Genomic DNA, 16,114 nt, shown 5'->3' on the forward strand with positions numbered 1-16,114 from the left:
TAAAGAGGAAATCAGTCGGCGTCGTAGCCGAGGTTAGGCGCCAGCCAGCGCTCGACCTCGCTCACGCTCATCCCTTTACGCACTGCGTAGTCTTCCACCTGATCGCGCTGGATCTGCGCCACCGCGAAGTACTTGCTTTCAGGATGGCTGAAGTACCAGCCGGACACCGCCGCCCCCGGCCACATGGCGAAGGACTCCGTCAGCTCCATGCCGGTGTGGCGGTTGACGTCCAGCAGCTGCCAGATGGTCGCTTTTTCGGTGTGCTCCGGGCAGGCCGGGTAACCCGGCGCCGGCCGGATGCCCTGATAGTTTTCGCGGATCAGCTCTTCGTTGCTCAGGCTCTCGTCGGCGGCATAGCCCCAGTGCAGCTTGCGCACCTGCTCATGCAGGTATTCGGCGAAGGCCTCCGCCAAGCGATCCGCCAGCGCTTTGACCATGATTTTGTTGTAATCGTCGTGCTGCGCGTCGTACGCCGCCGCCAACGCGTCCTCCTCCAGCCCGCCGGTCACCGCGAAGGCGCCGAAGTAGTCGGCCTTGCCGCTGCTTTTCGACGCCACAAAGTCCGCCAGGCAGTAGTTCGGGAAGTCGGTTTTTTCCGTCTGCTGACGCAGATGGCGGCTCACCGCCAGCACCTCGTCACGCCGTTCGTCGCGGTATACTTCCACATCGTCGCCGACGCGGTTGGCCGGGAACAGGCCATAAACGCCGCGCGGGTTGAGGCTGCGCTCGGCCGCCAGCCGATCCAGCATCTGATTGGCGTCGTGGAACAGGCGCTTGGCCTCTTCCCCCACCACCTCGTCTTCCAGGATGCGCGGGTATTTGCCCGCCAGCGACCAGGTCATGAAGAACGGCGTCCAGTCGATGTAGTGGCGCAGCGTCTCGATGCCGGCCGCCACCGGGAACACGCCGAGCTGCCGCGGCGCCGGCGGCTGATAATCGGCCCAGTCCAGCGCCATGGCGTTGGCGCGTGCCTTCTGCAAATCGACCGGCGGCGTGCGCGGCTTTTTGCGCGCATGCTGAATGCGCACCGTTTCATACTCTTTGCGGGTGCGCGCCACAAACTCGTCGCGCTGGGTGGCGGACAGCAGCGCCGACACTACGCCCACGGTGCGCGAGGCGTTTTGCACGTAGGTGGTCGGGCCGCTGTAGTTTTGTTCGATTTTCACCGCGGTGTGCGCCTTGGAGGTGGTGGCGCCGCCGATCAGCAGCGGCAACGTAAAGCCCTGGCGCTCCATCTCTTTGGCCACGTTGACCATCTCGTCGAGCGACGGCGTGATCAGCCCCGACAGGCCGATGATGTCCACGTTCTCCTCGCGCGCGGTGCGCAGGATTTTCTCCGTCGGCACCATCACGCCCAGATCGACGATTTCATAGTTGTTGCACTGCAGCACCACGCCGACGATGTTCTTGCCGATGTCATGTACGTCGCCCTTCACCGTCGCCAACAGGATTTTCCCCGCAGAGGTACCCTGCTGCTTGCTGGCCTCGATGTACGGCTCCAGGTAGGCCACCGCCTGCTTCATCACGCGGGCGGATTTCACCACCTGCGGCAGGAACATCTTGCCCTCGCCGAACAGATCGCCGACCACGTTCATCCCCGCCATCAGCGGCCCTTCGATCACTTCGATCGGGCGTTCGGCCTGCTGCCGCGCTTCTTCGGTGTCCAGCTCGATAAACTCGGTGATGCCCTTCACCAGCGAATATTCCAGCCGTTTCTCCACCGGCCAGCCGCGCCATTCGGCCTGCTGCACCGCCACGTCATTATCTTTGCTGCCGCGGTATTTTTCGGCCAGCTCCAGCAGGCGTTCGGTGCCGTCCTCGCGACGGTTGAGGATCACGTCCTCCACCGCGTCGCGCAGCTCGGCGCTTAAATCGTCATAAATCGCCAGCTGCCCGGCGTTGACGATGCCCATGTCCATGCCGTTGCGAATGGCGTGAAACAGGAACACCGCGTGGATCGCTTCACGCACCGGATCGTTGCCACGGAACGAGAACGACACGTTAGACACGCCGCCGGAGATCATCGCGTGCGGCAGGTGGGTTTTGATGTCGGCGCAGGCTTCGATAAAGTCGACGGCGTAGTTGTTGTGCTCTTCGATGCCGGTAGCGACGGCGAAGATGTTCGGGTCGAAAATGATGTCTTCCGGCGGGAAGCCGACGCGCTCGGTCAGAATGTTATAGGCGCGGCGGCAGATCTCGAACTTGCGCTCGCGGGTGTCCGCCTGCCCCACTTCGTCGAACGCCATCACCACCACCGCGGCGCCGTAGCGGCGCACCAGTTTGGCGTGATGAATGAAAGCCTCTTCGCCTTCCTTCATCGAGATCGAGTTGACGATGCCCTTGCCCTGAATGCACTTCAGGCCTTTTTCGATTACTGACCACTTGGAGGAGTCGATCATGATCGGCACCCGGGCGATGTCCGGCTCGCCGGCGATCAGGTTGAGGAAACGCACCATCGCCGCTTCGGCGTCGAGCATCCCCTCATCCATATTGATGTCGATGATCTGCGCGCCGCTCTCGACCTGCTGGCGCGCCACGTCGAGCGCCTCGCTGTATTTCTCTTCTTTGATCAGGCGCTTGAATCGCGCCGAACCGGTGACGTTGGTGCGCTCGCCGACGTTGACGAACAGGGTATTGGCGTCGATGGTCAGCGGCTCCAGGCCCGCCAGGCGGCAGGCGACCGGGCTCTCCGGCAGCCGGCGCGGCGGCACGCCCGCCACCGCGTTGGCCATCGCGGCGATATGTTCCGGCGTGGTGCCGCAGCAGCCGCCGATGATATTGAGGAAGCCGGCCTGCGCCCACTCCCCGACCTGCCGCGCCATCTCGGCCGCATCCAGATCGTACTCGCCGAAGGCGTTCGGCAAACCGGCATTCGGGTGCGCGGTGACGTAGGTCTCCGAGATGCGCGCCAGCTCGGCGACGTACTGACGCAGTTCGTCCGGCCCCAGGGCGCAGTTCAGGCCGAAGGTCAGCGGCTTGACGTGGCGCAGCGAATTGTAAAACGCTTCGGTCGTCTGGCCGGACAGGGTGCGGCCGGAGGCGTCGGTGATGGTGCCGGAAATCATGATCGGCAGTTCCACCCCCAGCGCTTCGAATTCGGTTTCCACCGCGAAGGCGGCGGCCTTGGCATTCAGGGTGTCGAAGATGGTTTCGATCATGATCAGATCGACGCCGCCCTCCACCAGCGCGCGGGTCGATTCGCGGTAAGCCGCCACCAGCTCATCGAACGAAATGTTGCGAAACGCCGGATCGTTGACGTTTGGCGAGATTGACGCGGTGCGGTTGGTTGGCCCCAGCACCCCGGCGACATAGCGCGGTTTTTCCGGCGTGCGCGCCGTCCATTCGTCGGCGCAGGTGCGCGCCAGACAGGCGGCCTGATAGTTAATCTCGGCGGACAGCGACTCCATGTGGTAGTCGGCCATGGCGATAGAGGTCGAGTTGAAGGTATTGGTCTCAAGGATATCGGCGCCCGCCTCAAGATAGGCGTAATGAATGGCGGCGATCACTTCCGGCTTGGTCAGCACCAGCAGATCGTTATTGCCTTTCAGATCGCTGCGCCAGTCGGCGAAACGCTCACCGCGGAAATCGCGCTCGTCCAGACGATAGCTCTGGATCATGGTGCCCATGCCGCCGTCCAACACCAGGATGCGCTGCGCTAACTGGCGGCGCAGTTGTTCTACTCGATTCGTCACTGTAACCCCTTCCATTGCCATCCCGCCCATCGCTCAACTGCCGCAAAAACCAACGAGTCATCCTAGCACAGCTTGTAGGGACAAAGGGCCAGGCGACCATTGAGAGTTTTTCAGGTTGTGTGCCAACACCTCCGATGAGCTGGCGACGGCTTGCAATTCATCGACAAAAAACGAAAATGAATTCCATCATACGGAAAAAGGAATCTCACCCATGGCCACTCCTGCTCCCGCCAAACGCGGCAAGAAGCCCCGCGCAGCAGCCCCGGCCGCCAGTGCGGCGACCGGCCAGGTACAATCGTTGACCCGTGGCCTGAAGCTGTTGGAGTACATTTCGGAAGCCCAGGGCAACGTGGCGCTGACCGATCTGGCGCAGCAGGCCGGCCTGCCGAACTCCACCACTCACCGCCTGCTTACCACCATGCAGCAGCAGGGATTCGTGCGCCAGGTCGGCGATCTCGGCCTGTGGACCATCGGCTCGCACGCCTTTGTGGTCGGCAGCAGCTTCCTGCAAAGCCGCAACCTGCTGGCGATGGTGCATCCGACGCTGCGGCGCCTGATGGAAGAGTCCGGCGAAACCGTCAACCTGGCGGTGCTGGATACCAGCGAGTACCAGGCAATCATCATCGATCAGGTGCAGTGTACTGCGCTGATGCGCATGTCGGCGCCGATCGGCGGTAAACTGCCGATGCACGCCTCCGGCGCCGGCAAGGCGTTCCTCGCCACCCTGCCGGACGATCAGGTGACCAAACTGCTGCACAAGAAAGGCATGCACACCTACACGCCGCACACCCTGACGCCGCACAACCTGAAAGAGGGGCTGGCGCAGATCCGCAAACAGGGCTTCTCCTTTGACGACGAAGAGCACGCGCTCGGCCTGCGCTGCGTGGCGGCCTGTATCTTCGACGAGCACCGCGAAGCCTTCGCCGCCATCTCCATCTCCGGCCCGGTGTCGCGCATCACCGACGATCGCGTGATCGAACTGGGGGCGCTGGTGATCCACGCGGCGAAAGAGATCAGCCTGGCCTACGGCGGCGTGCGCTGATCCCCCCTCCGAGGGCGCCCCTGCGCGCCCTCTCTCTCGATTCCTTGCTCTGTTGTCAGCATGTAACAGGCTGTCGGCATCCTGTTTAGCACGCAGGAAAAAAGCTTGAAGCCGATCACAGTTAACGATCCTCACGGCGAAAGCCCATTGCAACCGCTCACGCTTCCTTCGACAATGTTACCGATAACATGTTACCGGTAACAAACAAGCTGAACGAAGGTAACGTCACCCGGTGTTTTGGAGCCAAGCCATGACCAACAATCAAAATCGCATTTACGTCGTTATGGGCGTTTCCGGCAGCGGCAAGTCCGCCGTCGCCGCCGCCGCGGCCCGCCAACTCTCCGCCGGCTTCCTCGACGGCGACTTCCTGCATCCGCGCAGCAACATCCTGAAGATGGCCGCCGGCGACGCGTTGAACGATGACGATCGCGCCCCGTGGCTGGCCGCGCTCAACGACGCCGCCTTCGCCATGCAGCGCACCAACAACGTGTCGATCATCGTCTGCTCGGCGCTGAAAAAGCAGTACCGCGACCGCCTGCGCGCCGGCAACGGCAACCTGTCGTTCATCTATCTGCACGGCGAATTCCCGGTGATCGAATCCCGCCTGGCGGCGCGTAACGGCCACTTCTTCAAACCGCAGATGCTGGTCACCCAGTTCGCCGCGCTGGAGCAGCCGGGCGCCGACGAAAGCGACGTGATGGCGATCGACATCAACCAACCGCTGGACGCGGTGATCGCCGATACCGTGCGCCATATCCAGAGCTTCCTGCCGCAGGACGTGTGCGCGTGAGTACCGTGACGCTGGTCGGTACCGCAGTCGGCTCGGTTTTACTGCTGTTATTCCTGGTGATGAAGGCGCGCATGCACGCCTTCGTCGCGCTGATGCTGGTGTCTATCGCCGCCGGCATCTTCTCCGGCATGCCGCTGGACCATATCGCCGACACCATGCAAAAAGGCATGGGCGACACGCTGGGCTTCCTGGCGATCGTGGTGGCGCTGGGGGCGATGTTCGGCAAGATCCTGCATGAGGTCGGCGCGCTCGACCAAATTGCGGCGCAATGGCTGAAACGATTCGGACAAAGCAAGGCGCACTACGCGCTCGGCATCGCCGGCCTGATCTGCGCGCTGCCGCTGTTCTTCGACGTGGCGGTGGTGCTGCTGATCGGCATCGTATTCGCCGTGGCGCGCCGCACCGACGGCAATATCGTCAAGCTGGCGATCCCGCTGTTCGCCGGCGTGGCCGCCGCCGCCTCCTTCCTGCTGCCGGGGCCGGTGCCGATGCTGCTGGCTTCGCAGATGAAGGCCGACTTCGGCTGGATGATCGCCATCGGCCTGGTGGCGGCGGTGCTCGGCATGCTGATCGCTGGCCCGCTGTACGGCAGCTTTATCAGCCGCTTCGTCAACTGGCCAATGCCACCGGAAGAGAACGAGCCGACGCTGACCAAGGGCAATCTGCCGTCGTTCGGCTTCAGCCTGGCGCTGGTGCTGTGCCCGCTGGTGCTGGTCGGCATGAAAACCATCGGCGCGCGGCTGGTCACCCCCGGTTCGCAGCTGCAGCAGTGGCTGGAGTTTATCGGCCACCCGTTCACCGCCATCCTGCTGGCCTGCCTGATCGTGATTTACGGCCTGGCGAAACCGCGCGGCATGAGCAACGAACAGACGCTGGCCATCTGCTCCGCCGCGGTGCAACCGGCCGGGATCATCCTGCTGATGACCGGCGCCGGCGGGGTGTTCAAACAGATCCTGGTGGATTCCGGCGTAGGGCCGGCACTGGGTGACGCCATGATCGGCGCCGGCCTGCCGATCGCCGTGGCCGCCTTTGCGCTCTCCGCCATGGTGCGGGTGATCCAGGGCTCGGCCACCGTCGCCTGCCTGACCACCGTCGGCCTGGTGCTGCCGGTCACCAGCCAGCTCGGATTGAACGGCGGGCAGTTGGCCGCGCTGGCTATCTGCATCGCCGGCGGCTCCATCGTGCTGAGCCACGTCAACGACGCCGGTTTCTGGCTGTTCGGTAAATTCACCGGCGCCAACGAACTGCAAACGCTGAAAACCTGGACGGTGATGGAAACGATTCTGGGCAGCGTCGGCGGCGCTATCGGCATGATTGCATTCACGATGTTTTAAATCCTAAATCGCCCCCGGCCTTGCACACCAGGGCTGCAAATCACCCCGGGGGCACCGCCACAGGCGGCGACGATAACAACAGCAATGTGAGGAAGGCATGATTAACCCAACCTTGTCCCGTGTCACACAGCGCATCATCCACCGTTCCCAGGCCAGCCGCGCCGCCTATCTGGCGCGTATCGAAGCGGCCCGTTCCCAAACCGTCCACCGCGCGCAGCTGGCCTGCGGCAACCTGGCCCACGGCTTCGCCGCCTGCCAGCCCGATGACAAGACGGCGCTGAAAAACATGGTGCGCAGCGATATCGCCATCATCACCGCCTACAACGACATGCTGTCGGCCCACCAGCCGTACGAACACTACCCGCAGCGGCTGAAACAGGCGCTGCAGGCGGTGGGCGCCGTGGGCCAGGTGGCCGGCGGCGTGCCGGCGATGTGCGACGGCGTGACGCAGGGGCAGGACGGCATGGAGCTGTCGTTGATGAGCCGTGACGTGATCGCCATGTCGGCCGCCGTCGGCCTGTCGCACAACATGTTCGACGGCGCGCTGTTCCTCGGCATCTGCGACAAGATCGTGCCCGGGCTGGTGATGGCCGCCCTCTCCTTCGGCCACCTGCCCGCGCTGTTCGTGCCGGCCGGCCCGATGAGCAGCGGTTTGCCCAACAAGGAAAAGGTGCGCGTGCGCCAGCTGTACGCCGAGGGCAAGGCCGACCGCCTGGCGCTGCTGGAAGCCGAGGCCGCGTCCTATCACGGCATCGGCACCTGCACCTTCTACGGCACCGCCAACACCAACCAGATGGTGATGGAAGTAATGGGCCTGCACCTGCCGGGCGCTTCTTTCGTGCATCCGGACACGCCGCTGCGCGACGCGCTGAACGACGCCGCCGCGCGCCAGGTGACCCGGCTGACCGACACCGCCGGCAACTACCTGCCGATCGGCCGCCTGGTGGACGAGAAAGTGGTGGTAAACGGCATCGTCTCGCTGCTGGCCACCGGCGGCTCCACCAACCTCACCATGCATCTGGTGGCAATGGCGCGCGCAGCGGGCATCATCATTACCTGGGACGATTTCTCGGAGCTGTCGGAGGCGGTGCCGCTGCTGTGCCGTATCTATCCGAACGGCCCGGCCGACATCAACCAGTTCCAGGCCGCCGGCGGCGTGCCGCTGGTGGTGCGCGAGCTGCTGCAACACGGGCTGCTGCACGAAGACGTGCACACCGTGGCCGGTTTCGGCCTGCACCGCTACACCCAGGAACCCTGGCTGGATAACGGCCAGCTGGTGTGGCGCGAAGGCGTGGCCGGCTCGCTCGACGCCAGCGTGATCGCCAGCGTTGCTCAGCCGTTTGAGCATCACGGCGGCACCAAAGTGATGGCCGGCAATCTGGGCCGTGCGGTGATGAAAACCTCGGCGGTGCCCGCCGACAACCAGATTATCGAAGCGCCGGCGGTGGTGTTCGACTGCCAGCACGACATCGTGCCGGCGTTCGAAGCCGGCAAGCTGGATCGCGATTGCGTGGTGGTGGTGCGCTTCCAGGGGCCGCAGGCCAACGGCATGCCGGAGCTGCACAAGCTGATGCCGCCGCTGGGCGTGCTGATGGATCGCGGCTTCAAAGTGGCGCTGGTGACCGACGGCCGCCTGTCAGGCGCCTCCGGCAAGGTGCCTTCCGCCATCCACGTCACCCCGGAAGCCTATAGCGGCGGCCTGCTGGCGAAAGTGCGCGACGGCGATCCGATCCGCGTCAACGGCCGCAGCGGCGAGCTGCAGGTACTGGTCGACGCCGACGAACTGGCGCGGCGCACGCCATGCCAACCCGATCTGAGCGCAGAACACATCGGCTGCGGCCGCGAGCTGTTCGGCGCGCTGCGCAGCCAGCTGTCCGGCGCCGAACAGGGCGCCTGCTGCATCACATTTTAATCGATAGCCTGGCCGCATCGCCGCCTGGCGGCGGCCACAGAGGAGAACGTCATCATGAACAAATGGAAAACAAGCGCCGAGCAGATCCTGACGGCGGGGCCGGTGGTGCCGGTCATCGTGATCAACCAGCTGGAACATGCGGTGCCGCTGGCGAAAGCGCTGGTCGCCGGCGGCGTGCGGGTGCTGGAAGTGACGCTGCGCACCGCCTGCGCCCTGGACGCCATTCGCGCCATCGCCCAAGAAGTGCCGGAAGCGATCATCGGCGCCGGTACGGTGATCAACCCGCAGCAGCTGCGTGAAGTGACCGAGGCCGGTGCGCAGTTCGCCATCAGCCCGGGGCTGACCGACGAGCTGCTCAAGGCGGCCACCGCCGGGTCCATTCCGCTTATTCCAGGCATCAGCACCGTTTCCGAGCTGATGTTGGGCATGGATTACGGCCTGCGCGAGTTTAAATTCTTCCCGGCGGAAGCCAACGGCGGCGTAAAAGCGCTGCAGGCGATCGGCGGCCCGTTCCCGCAGGTGCGCTTCTGCCCGACCGGCGGCATCTCGCCGGACAACTACCGCAGCTATCTGGCGCTGAAAAGCGTGCTGTGTATCGGCGGATCCTGGCTGGTGCCGGCGGACGCGCTGGCAAGCGGCGACTATGCCCGCATCACCGAACTGGCGCGCGCCGCCGTCGCGGGCGCCCAGGCCTGATTTACATCGCAGCGGTGGCGGCCGGCAGCGCCGCCCCGCTGCGCTGGCTGAACCGCTGCTTCTTGCGGTAAGCGAACACGTCTTCCACGTGCCCCTCGCGGATGCGCTGCTGCAACCCGCGCCAATACTCCGCGGTAAACAGATCGCTGTGCAGCTCTTCAAACACCTGCCGAATGCGCCGATCGCCGCACAGGAAGTGGCGGAACTCCTCCGGGAACACGTCGTTGGGCGCGATGCTGTACCACGGCTCACTGGCCAGCTCGTCCTCCGGATAACGCGGCGGCGGAATGTCGCGGAAGTTAACCTCGGTCATGTAGCAAATCTCGTCGTAGTCGTAGAACACCACCCGCCCGTGGCGCGTCACGCCGAAGTTCTTGAACAGCATGTCGCCGGGGAAGATATTGGCGGCGGCCAGCTGCTTGATGGCATTGCCGTACTCTTCGATCGCATCGCGCATCTGCTGGTCGTTGGCCTGCTCCAGATACAGGTTCAGCGGCGTCATGCGCCGTTCCATATACAGGTGCTTGATCACGATGCGATCGCCGAGATCTTCCAGCTTGCCCGGCACTTCGCGCCGTAGCTCCGCCAACAGCTCTGGGCTGAGGCGCACCTTGTCGACGACGAAATTCTCATACTCCTGGGTATCCGCCATGCGCCCGACGCGATCGTGCTCTTTCACCAGCTGATAGCAGGCCATCACCTGCGCCTGCGTCACCTCTTTTTGCGGGGCGAACTCGTCCTTGATCACTTTGAATACCCGATCGAAGGACGGCAGGGTGAACACCAGCATCACCATGCCCTTCACCCCCGGCGCGATGATAAATTGCTCCTGCGACTGCGCCATAAAGGTCAGGTATTCGCGATAGCATTCGGTTTTGCCGTGCTTCTGGCAGCCGATCGCCATGTACAGCTCGGCGGTGGTTTTGCCCGGCAGGATCTCACGCAGCCACTCCACCATCGCCGCCGGCAGCGGCGCGTAGACCATGAAATAAGAACGGGCGAAGCCGAAGACGATGCTGGCCTCGGCCTTACCGGTCAGGCAGGCGTCGATAAACAGCGCGCCCGATTCGCTGTGGTGGATAGGCAGCAAGAACGGATAAACGCCGTCGGCCAGACGCAGCTTGCCGACCAGCCAGGCGGCCTTGTTGCGGTAGAACAGTTCGTTGGCGATCTGGAAGGTTGCCCCCGCCAGCTGCTGCGGGCTGAAGGCGCGTTGCAGCGCCTGAGTGATGTAGCGAATATCGCGCGTCAAATCCTCCCACGGCAGCCGCAGCGGCAGATCGCTCAGCACGCTGCGCAGCATCGCCGGCAGATCGCCATTGGGCGTGAAATCGCGCGCCAGCGGACGCGGGATGTCGCGAAAGCGCCGTTCCGGCTGCGAACTGAACACGAACAGCTTGTCCGGCGTCAGATCGCGGTGCTTGAACAGCCGGCAGTAGACCGAGTTAAAGAAGCTTTCGGCGATCTCGAAACGCGGATAGTCCGGCAGCAGGTCGATATAAACCGCTTTGACTCGGCTGGGGAAGTCGGCGTCGAAGTATTTCTGCCCGGTGATGCATTTGAGCTGCTCCACCACCAGGCCGACGTGATGGTCGTACAGATGGATGCGCTTTTTCATCGCCTGCTGCACCGCCGGCCAGTCAGCCTGCTCGAAGCGCTGCTGCGCGCCGGCGGTCACTTCCAGAAAGCGGCCGTACTGCGCATCGAAGCCCTGCAGGATCGTCTGTGCGATCAACAACTCCAGTTTTGCCGCCATCCTTACCCCCGCCAGAAAAAGAAGCCTGCGCATGCAGGCTCCGGGTGAAACGTCTTCAAGCTTGCCGCATCAGAACTGCTGTTCTTCCGTCGAACCGGTCAGCGCGGTGACCGAAGAGGCGCCGCCCTGAATGACGGTGGTGACCTTGTCGAAGTAGCCGGTACCCACCTCCTGCTGGTGCGACGCAAAGGTGTAGCCGCGATCCACCGCGGCGAACTCCGCCTGCTGCACCTTCTCGACGTAGTGTTTCATGCCCTCGCCCTGCGCATAGGCGTGCGCCAGGTCGAACATGTTGAACCACATGCTGTGGATGCCCGCCAGCGTGATGAACTGATACTTGTAGCCCATGTCCGACAGCGCCTGCTGGAAGCGAGCGATGGTCTGATCGTCGAGGTTCTTCTTCCAGTTGAACGATGGCGAGCAGTTGTAGGCCAACAGCTTGCCCGGGTATTTGGCGTGGATGGCGTCGGCGAAGCGCTGGGCGGCATCCAGATCCGGCGTTGAGGTTTCGCACCACACCATATCCGCGTAAGGGGCGTAAGCCAGGCCGCGGCTGATCGCCTGCTCGACGCCGGCATGGGTACGGAAGAAGCCTTCCGCCGTGCGCTCGCCGGTGATGAAGGCGCTGTCATACGGATCGCAATCGGAGGTCAGTAGGTCGGCCGCGTCGGCGTCGGTGCGGGCGATCACCAGCGTCGGCACGCCGAGCACGTCGGCCGCCAGGCGCGCGGCGACCAGTTTCTGGATCGCTTCTTGCGTCGGCACCAGCACTTTGCCACCCATGTGGCCGCATTTCTTCACCGCCGCCAGCTGATCTTCGAAGTGCACCCCGGCGGCGCCGGCGGTGATCATCGCTTTCATCAGTTCGAAGGCGTTCAGCACGCCGCCGAAGCCGGCTTCCGCATCGGCGACGATCGGCAGGAAATAATCGGTGTAGCCTTTGCTGCCCGGCTCAATCTGGTTAGCCCATTGGATCTGATCGGCGCGGCGGAAGGTATTGTTGATGCGCTCGACGACCTTCGGCACCGAGTCCACCGGATACAGCGACTGGTCAGGGTACATGGCCGCCGCGCTGTTGGCGTCTGCCGCCACCTGCCAGCCGGACAGGTAGATAGCCTCGACGCCGGCTTTGGCCTGCTGCAGCGCCTGGCCGCCGGTCAGCGCGCCCAGGCAGTTCACGTAGCCTTTGCGCGCCTTGCCGTTCAACAATGCCCACAGTTTGGCGGCGCCGTTTTGCGCCAGGGTGCATTCCGGGTTGACCGAACCGCGCAGGTTGATCACGTCTTCGGCGCTGTAAGGGCGAGTGATGCCTTCCCAACGGGCCGATTTCCATTCCTGTTCCAGCTGCTGGATCTGTTGAGAGCGAGAGGTAGACATAATTTTTATCCTTTCAGTCGTGTAGGGTTGATTGGGAAAATTCAGGCCAGCAGCGCATAGCCGGGCAGCGTCAGGAAATCGATTAATTCATCTTGTGTGGTGATGCGCTCCATCAGGCGCGCCGCCTCTTCGAACCGGCCGGCGTTAAAGCGCGCTTCCCCCACTTCTTCACGCACCACCAACATCTCTTCTTGCAGCATCTGGCGGAACAGCGCCTTGGTGACCGGGCGCCCGTCGCTCAGGCTCTTCTCATGGTGGATCCACTGCCAGATAGACGTACGGGAGATCTCCGCCGTCGCCGCATCTTCCATCAAACCGTAAATCGGTACGCAACCGTTGCCGGAGATCCAGGCTTCGATGTACTGCACCGCCACGCGGATATTGGCGCGCATCCCCGCTTCGGTACGCTCGCCGTCGCACGGTGCCAGCAGCTGTGCGGCGCTGATCGGCGCGTCTTGCTCACGCAGCACCTCCAGCTGGTTTTGGCGATCGCCCAGCGCTTTGCCGAACACCTCCATCACCGTATCCGCCAGCCCCGGGTGCGCCACCCAGGTGCCATCGTGGCCGTTGCCGGCCTCCAGCTCTTTGTCCGCCCGCACCTTGTTCAACACCCAGGCATTTTTCTCGGCGTCTTTGCTCGGGATAAACGCCGCCATACCGCCCATGGCGAACGCGCCGCGCTTATGACAGGTTTTGATCAACAGGCGCGAATAGGCGCTGAGGAAGGGTTTCTCCATGGTCACCGACTGACGATCCGGCAGCACGCGATCGCCATGATTCTTCAGCGTTTTGATGTAGCTGAAGATGTAATCCCAGCGGCCGCAGTTCAGGCCGACGATGTGATCGCGCAGGTGGTAGAGGATTTCGTCCATCTGGAATACCGCCGGCAGGGTTTCGATCAGCACGGTCGCTTTGATGGTGCCGCGCGGCAGATCGAAACGATCCTCGGTAAAGCTGAAGACATCGCTCCACCAGGCCGCCTCTTCCCAGGACTGGGTTTTCGGCAGGTAGAAATACGGGCCGCTGCCCTTGGCCAACAGCTGGCGATAGTTGTGGTAGAAATACAGCGCAAAATCGAACAGGCCGCCAGGAATAGCTTCATCGCGCCACAGCACGTGTTTTTCCGGCAGATGCAGGCCGCGCACGCGGGCGATCAACACCGCCGGGTTCGGTTTCAACTGGTAGATTTTGCCGGCTTCATTGGTGTAGGAAATGGTGCCGTTAACCGCATCGTGCAGGTTGATTTGGCCGTCGATGACTTTGTCCCAACTTGGCGCCAGCGAGTCTTCGAAGTCCGCCATGAACACTTTTACGTTGGCGTTCAACGCATTGATCACCATCTTGCGCTCAACCGGCCCGGTGATCTCGACCCGGCGGTCACGCAGATCCTGCGGAATGCCGCGGATCTGCCAGTCACCCTCACGAATGGAAGTGGTTTCCGAAATAAAGCCGGGCAGTTCGCCGCGATCGATATTTTGCTGCCAGCGGACACGCGCCGCCAGCAGCTCGTTGCGCCGCGGCGTGAATTTCCCCACCAGTTCCGCCAGGAATTCAACCGCTTCATCCGTCAACACCTGGCGCTCCGCTGCGGCAAAACCCTGCGTAAACCTTAATTCCGTGCCTGCTATCTGTTGTGTCATGACCTTGCTCCTTCCCGTCGTTGCGCCCGAGCGACCGGCGCATTTTCATCAGAAATCACTGTGGATCAGGGCGGATGAAACGATCCCAAACTGGTCAGATCTCATCCCGATAGCTCTAAGAATACTCAACAAAAAATAAAAATCAAAAACCATTTCCATTTTATTATTAAATATTTTATTAACACTTTATTATCAAACTGTTAGGTAAAATAACAACGCTAGCAGGTAAGGAAATCGCTTCCAGCAACTTGACGAGCACGTGCTAATACCTTGTTAAACAATGGGTTTTAGGGCGGAGTGACGGAGAAAAAGAGGATCGTGCAGAGGATCAGCGGCGCGGCGGCCTCGATTCAGCCGCCGGCGAGCAGAAAAAATCAGTCGAGCGTCGGATTCATATGGCGCAGATCGTACGGCGTGATCTGGTAGACGTAATAGTTGAGCCAGTTGGAAAACAGCAGATGGCCATGGCTGCGCCAGGTGGCTTTCGGTGTCAGTGCGGGGTTGTCATCGGGGAAATAGTTGAGCGGTACGGCGGGATCGAGGCCTGCATCGTTATCGCGACAATACTCCCCCGCCAGGGTCAACGCATCATACTCCGGATGGCCGGTGACAAACGCCAGCCGCTTATCCCTGCTGGCGAACAGGTAGGCGCCGGCCTGCTCGGATTCAGCCAGAATATCCAGGTCGGTATAGTGGCGAATCACCTCGGTCGGGAAATCGGCATAGCGTGAATGCGGCGCCAGGAAGCTTTCGTCGAAGCCGCGCGTCAGCAACGCATGCTGCTGCAGCGTTTGGTGCGGATACACGCCGGAGAGCTTCACCTCGCGCGTCATCTTGGGAATGCCGTACAGGATGTTCAACGCCGCCTGGACTGCCCAGCACACGAACAGCGTGGAGGTAACGTGGTTCTTGGCCCAGTCGATTACCCGTTCGATCTGCGGCCAATAGGCGACATCGCAAAAATCGACCAGCCCCAGCGGCGCGCCGGTGACGATCAGGCCATCGAAGTTCTCGTTCTGGATATCCTCGAAGTCGCAGTAAAAGTTGTTCAGATGCTCGGCCGGCGTGTTCTTCGATTCGCGGCTATCGATACGCAGCAGCTGGATATCAATCTGCAGCGGCGAGTTGGACAGCAGGCGCAAAAACTGGTTTTCCGTTTCGATCTTCTTTGGCATCAGGTTGAGGATCAGCACTTTCAGTGGCCTGATTTCCTGTGTTTTTGCCCGTGAGGATGTCATTACGAAGACATTCTCATGGCGCAAGAAATTGACCGCAGGTAACTCATCAGGAACACGAATCGGCATTGCTTAACCCTCACACATCCATTTATACGTTTAGACTTCTAGATGCCCGAAGATAGCGTTTTTTTCAGGCGCTGTCGAGTATTCGGCAGAAAGGTGAAAATGTTTCATTGCGCGATCGGCACCAGGATATGCATAGAAGGAGTAAAAGGGATGAAAAGCAAAAAGGCCATCCTTGCGGATGGCCTCTTGGCTTATTTGATGCTTGGCAGTGTCCTACTCTCGCATGGGGAGACCCCACACTACCATCGGCGCTACGGCGTTTCACTTCTGAGTTCGGCATGGGGTCAGGTGGGACCACCGCGCTATTGCCGCCAAGCAAATTCTTTTTTCTGCCGAACTTCCAAACCCACTTTAAATAAAGTGGTGCTGATACCCAGAGTCGAACTGGGGACCTCACCCTTACCAAGGGTGCGCTCTACCAACTGAGCCATATCAGCACGCTTAATTTGATGCCTGGCAGTGTCCTACTCTCGCATGGGGAGACCCCACACTACCATCGGCGCTACGGCGTTTCACTTCTGAGTTCGGCATGGGGTCAGGTGGGACCACCGCGCTATTGCCGCCAGGCAAA

10 protein-coding genes, 1 tRNA gene and 2 rRNA genes are annotated in these 16,114 nt (G+C 62.1%); 5 read left to right on the top strand and 8 right to left on the bottom strand.

Annotation, left to right across the window (positions count from 1 at the left end; genetic code table 11):
• Positions 1 to 11: 11 nt before the first annotated feature.
• Positions 12 to 3,707 carry a methionine synthase gene (gene metH, locus M6G53_RS22060; RefSeq protein WP_253334511.1) on the bottom strand — a complete coding sequence of 1,232 codons (3,696 nt, stop codon included), beginning with the start codon at positions 3,705 to 3,707 and terminating at the stop codon, positions 12 to 14.
• Between the two features lie 196 nt (positions 3,708 to 3,903).
• Here metH and iclR point away from each other — a divergent pair, with 196 nt between their 5' ends.
• From iclR to M6G53_RS22085, 5 genes are all read left to right on the top strand, one after another.
• Positions 3,904 to 4,734, top strand: a complete 831-nt coding sequence (iclR, locus tag M6G53_RS22065) for a glyoxylate bypass operon transcriptional repressor IclR (RefSeq protein WP_004936648.1) — start codon at positions 3,904 to 3,906, stop codon at positions 4,732 to 4,734.
• Positions 4,735 to 4,984: 250 nt separating this feature from the next.
• Positions 4,985 to 5,524: a gluconokinase gene (gene gntK, locus M6G53_RS22070; protein WP_038874371.1), complete on the top strand. Its 540-nt coding sequence runs from the start codon at positions 4,985 to 4,987 to the stop codon at positions 5,522 to 5,524.
• Entirely contained in the window at positions 5,521 to 6,858 is a 1,338-nt protein-coding gene (gene gntU / locus M6G53_RS22075; protein WP_253334513.1) for a gluconate transporter, read from the top strand. Before gntK ends, gntU begins: the two co-directional genes overlap by 4 nt.
• A 97-nt stretch (positions 6,859 to 6,955) precedes the next feature.
• On the top strand, positions 6,956 to 8,770 hold the full coding sequence (gene edd, locus M6G53_RS22080) for a phosphogluconate dehydratase (RefSeq protein ID WP_253334517.1): 1,815 nt from the start codon (positions 6,956 to 6,958) through the stop codon (positions 8,768 to 8,770).
• A 54-nt stretch (positions 8,771 to 8,824) separates the two neighbouring features.
• Complete coding sequence (locus M6G53_RS22085) at positions 8,825 to 9,466, top strand: bifunctional 4-hydroxy-2-oxoglutarate aldolase/2-dehydro-3-deoxy-phosphogluconate aldolase (RefSeq protein ID WP_253334518.1); 642 nt, start codon at positions 8,825 to 8,827, stop codon at positions 9,464 to 9,466.
• A 1-nt stretch (position 9,467) separates the two neighbouring features.
• On the opposite strand, the gene aceK is transcribed toward M6G53_RS22085, so the two are convergent.
• The 7 genes from aceK to rrf (M6G53_RS22120) all read right to left on the bottom strand — a co-directional run bounded on the left by aceK (position 9,468) and on the right by rrf (M6G53_RS22120) (position 16,110).
• Positions 9,468 to 11,222 carry a bifunctional isocitrate dehydrogenase kinase/phosphatase gene (gene aceK / locus M6G53_RS22090; protein WP_253334519.1) on the bottom strand — a complete coding sequence of 585 codons (1,755 nt, stop codon included), beginning with the start codon at positions 11,220 to 11,222 and terminating at the stop codon, positions 9,468 to 9,470.
• A 69-nt stretch (positions 11,223 to 11,291) separates the two neighbouring features.
• Positions 11,292 to 12,599, bottom strand: a complete 1,308-nt coding sequence (gene aceA / locus M6G53_RS22095; RefSeq protein ID WP_253334520.1) for an isocitrate lyase — start codon at positions 12,597 to 12,599, stop codon at positions 11,292 to 11,294.
• Positions 12,600 to 12,640: 41 nt separating this feature from the next.
• Entirely contained in the window at positions 12,641 to 14,239 is a 1,599-nt protein-coding gene (aceB, locus tag M6G53_RS22100) for a malate synthase A (protein ID WP_253334521.1), read from the bottom strand.
• Between the two features lie 374 nt (positions 14,240 to 14,613).
• Positions 14,614 to 15,543, bottom strand: a complete 930-nt coding sequence (metA, locus tag M6G53_RS22105; RefSeq protein WP_253334523.1) for a homoserine O-acetyltransferase MetA — start codon at positions 15,541 to 15,543, stop codon at positions 14,614 to 14,616.
• A gap of 200 nt (positions 15,544 to 15,743) precedes the next feature.
• A 5S ribosomal RNA gene (gene rrf, locus M6G53_RS22110) occupies positions 15,744 to 15,859 on the bottom strand.
• A 45-nt stretch (positions 15,860 to 15,904) separates the two neighbouring features.
• Positions 15,905 to 15,980, bottom strand: a tRNA-Thr gene (locus tag M6G53_RS22115).
• Positions 15,981 to 15,994: 14 nt separating this feature from the next.
• Positions 15,995 to 16,110: ribosomal RNA gene (gene rrf, locus M6G53_RS22120) — 5S ribosomal RNA — on the bottom strand.
• Positions 16,111 to 16,114 lie beyond the last annotated feature (4 nt).

Source organism: Serratia nevei, from assembly GCF_024160145.1.
In the GTDB taxonomy this organism is placed as follows: Bacteria; Pseudomonadota; Gammaproteobacteria; order Enterobacterales; family Enterobacteriaceae; genus Serratia; species Serratia nevei_A.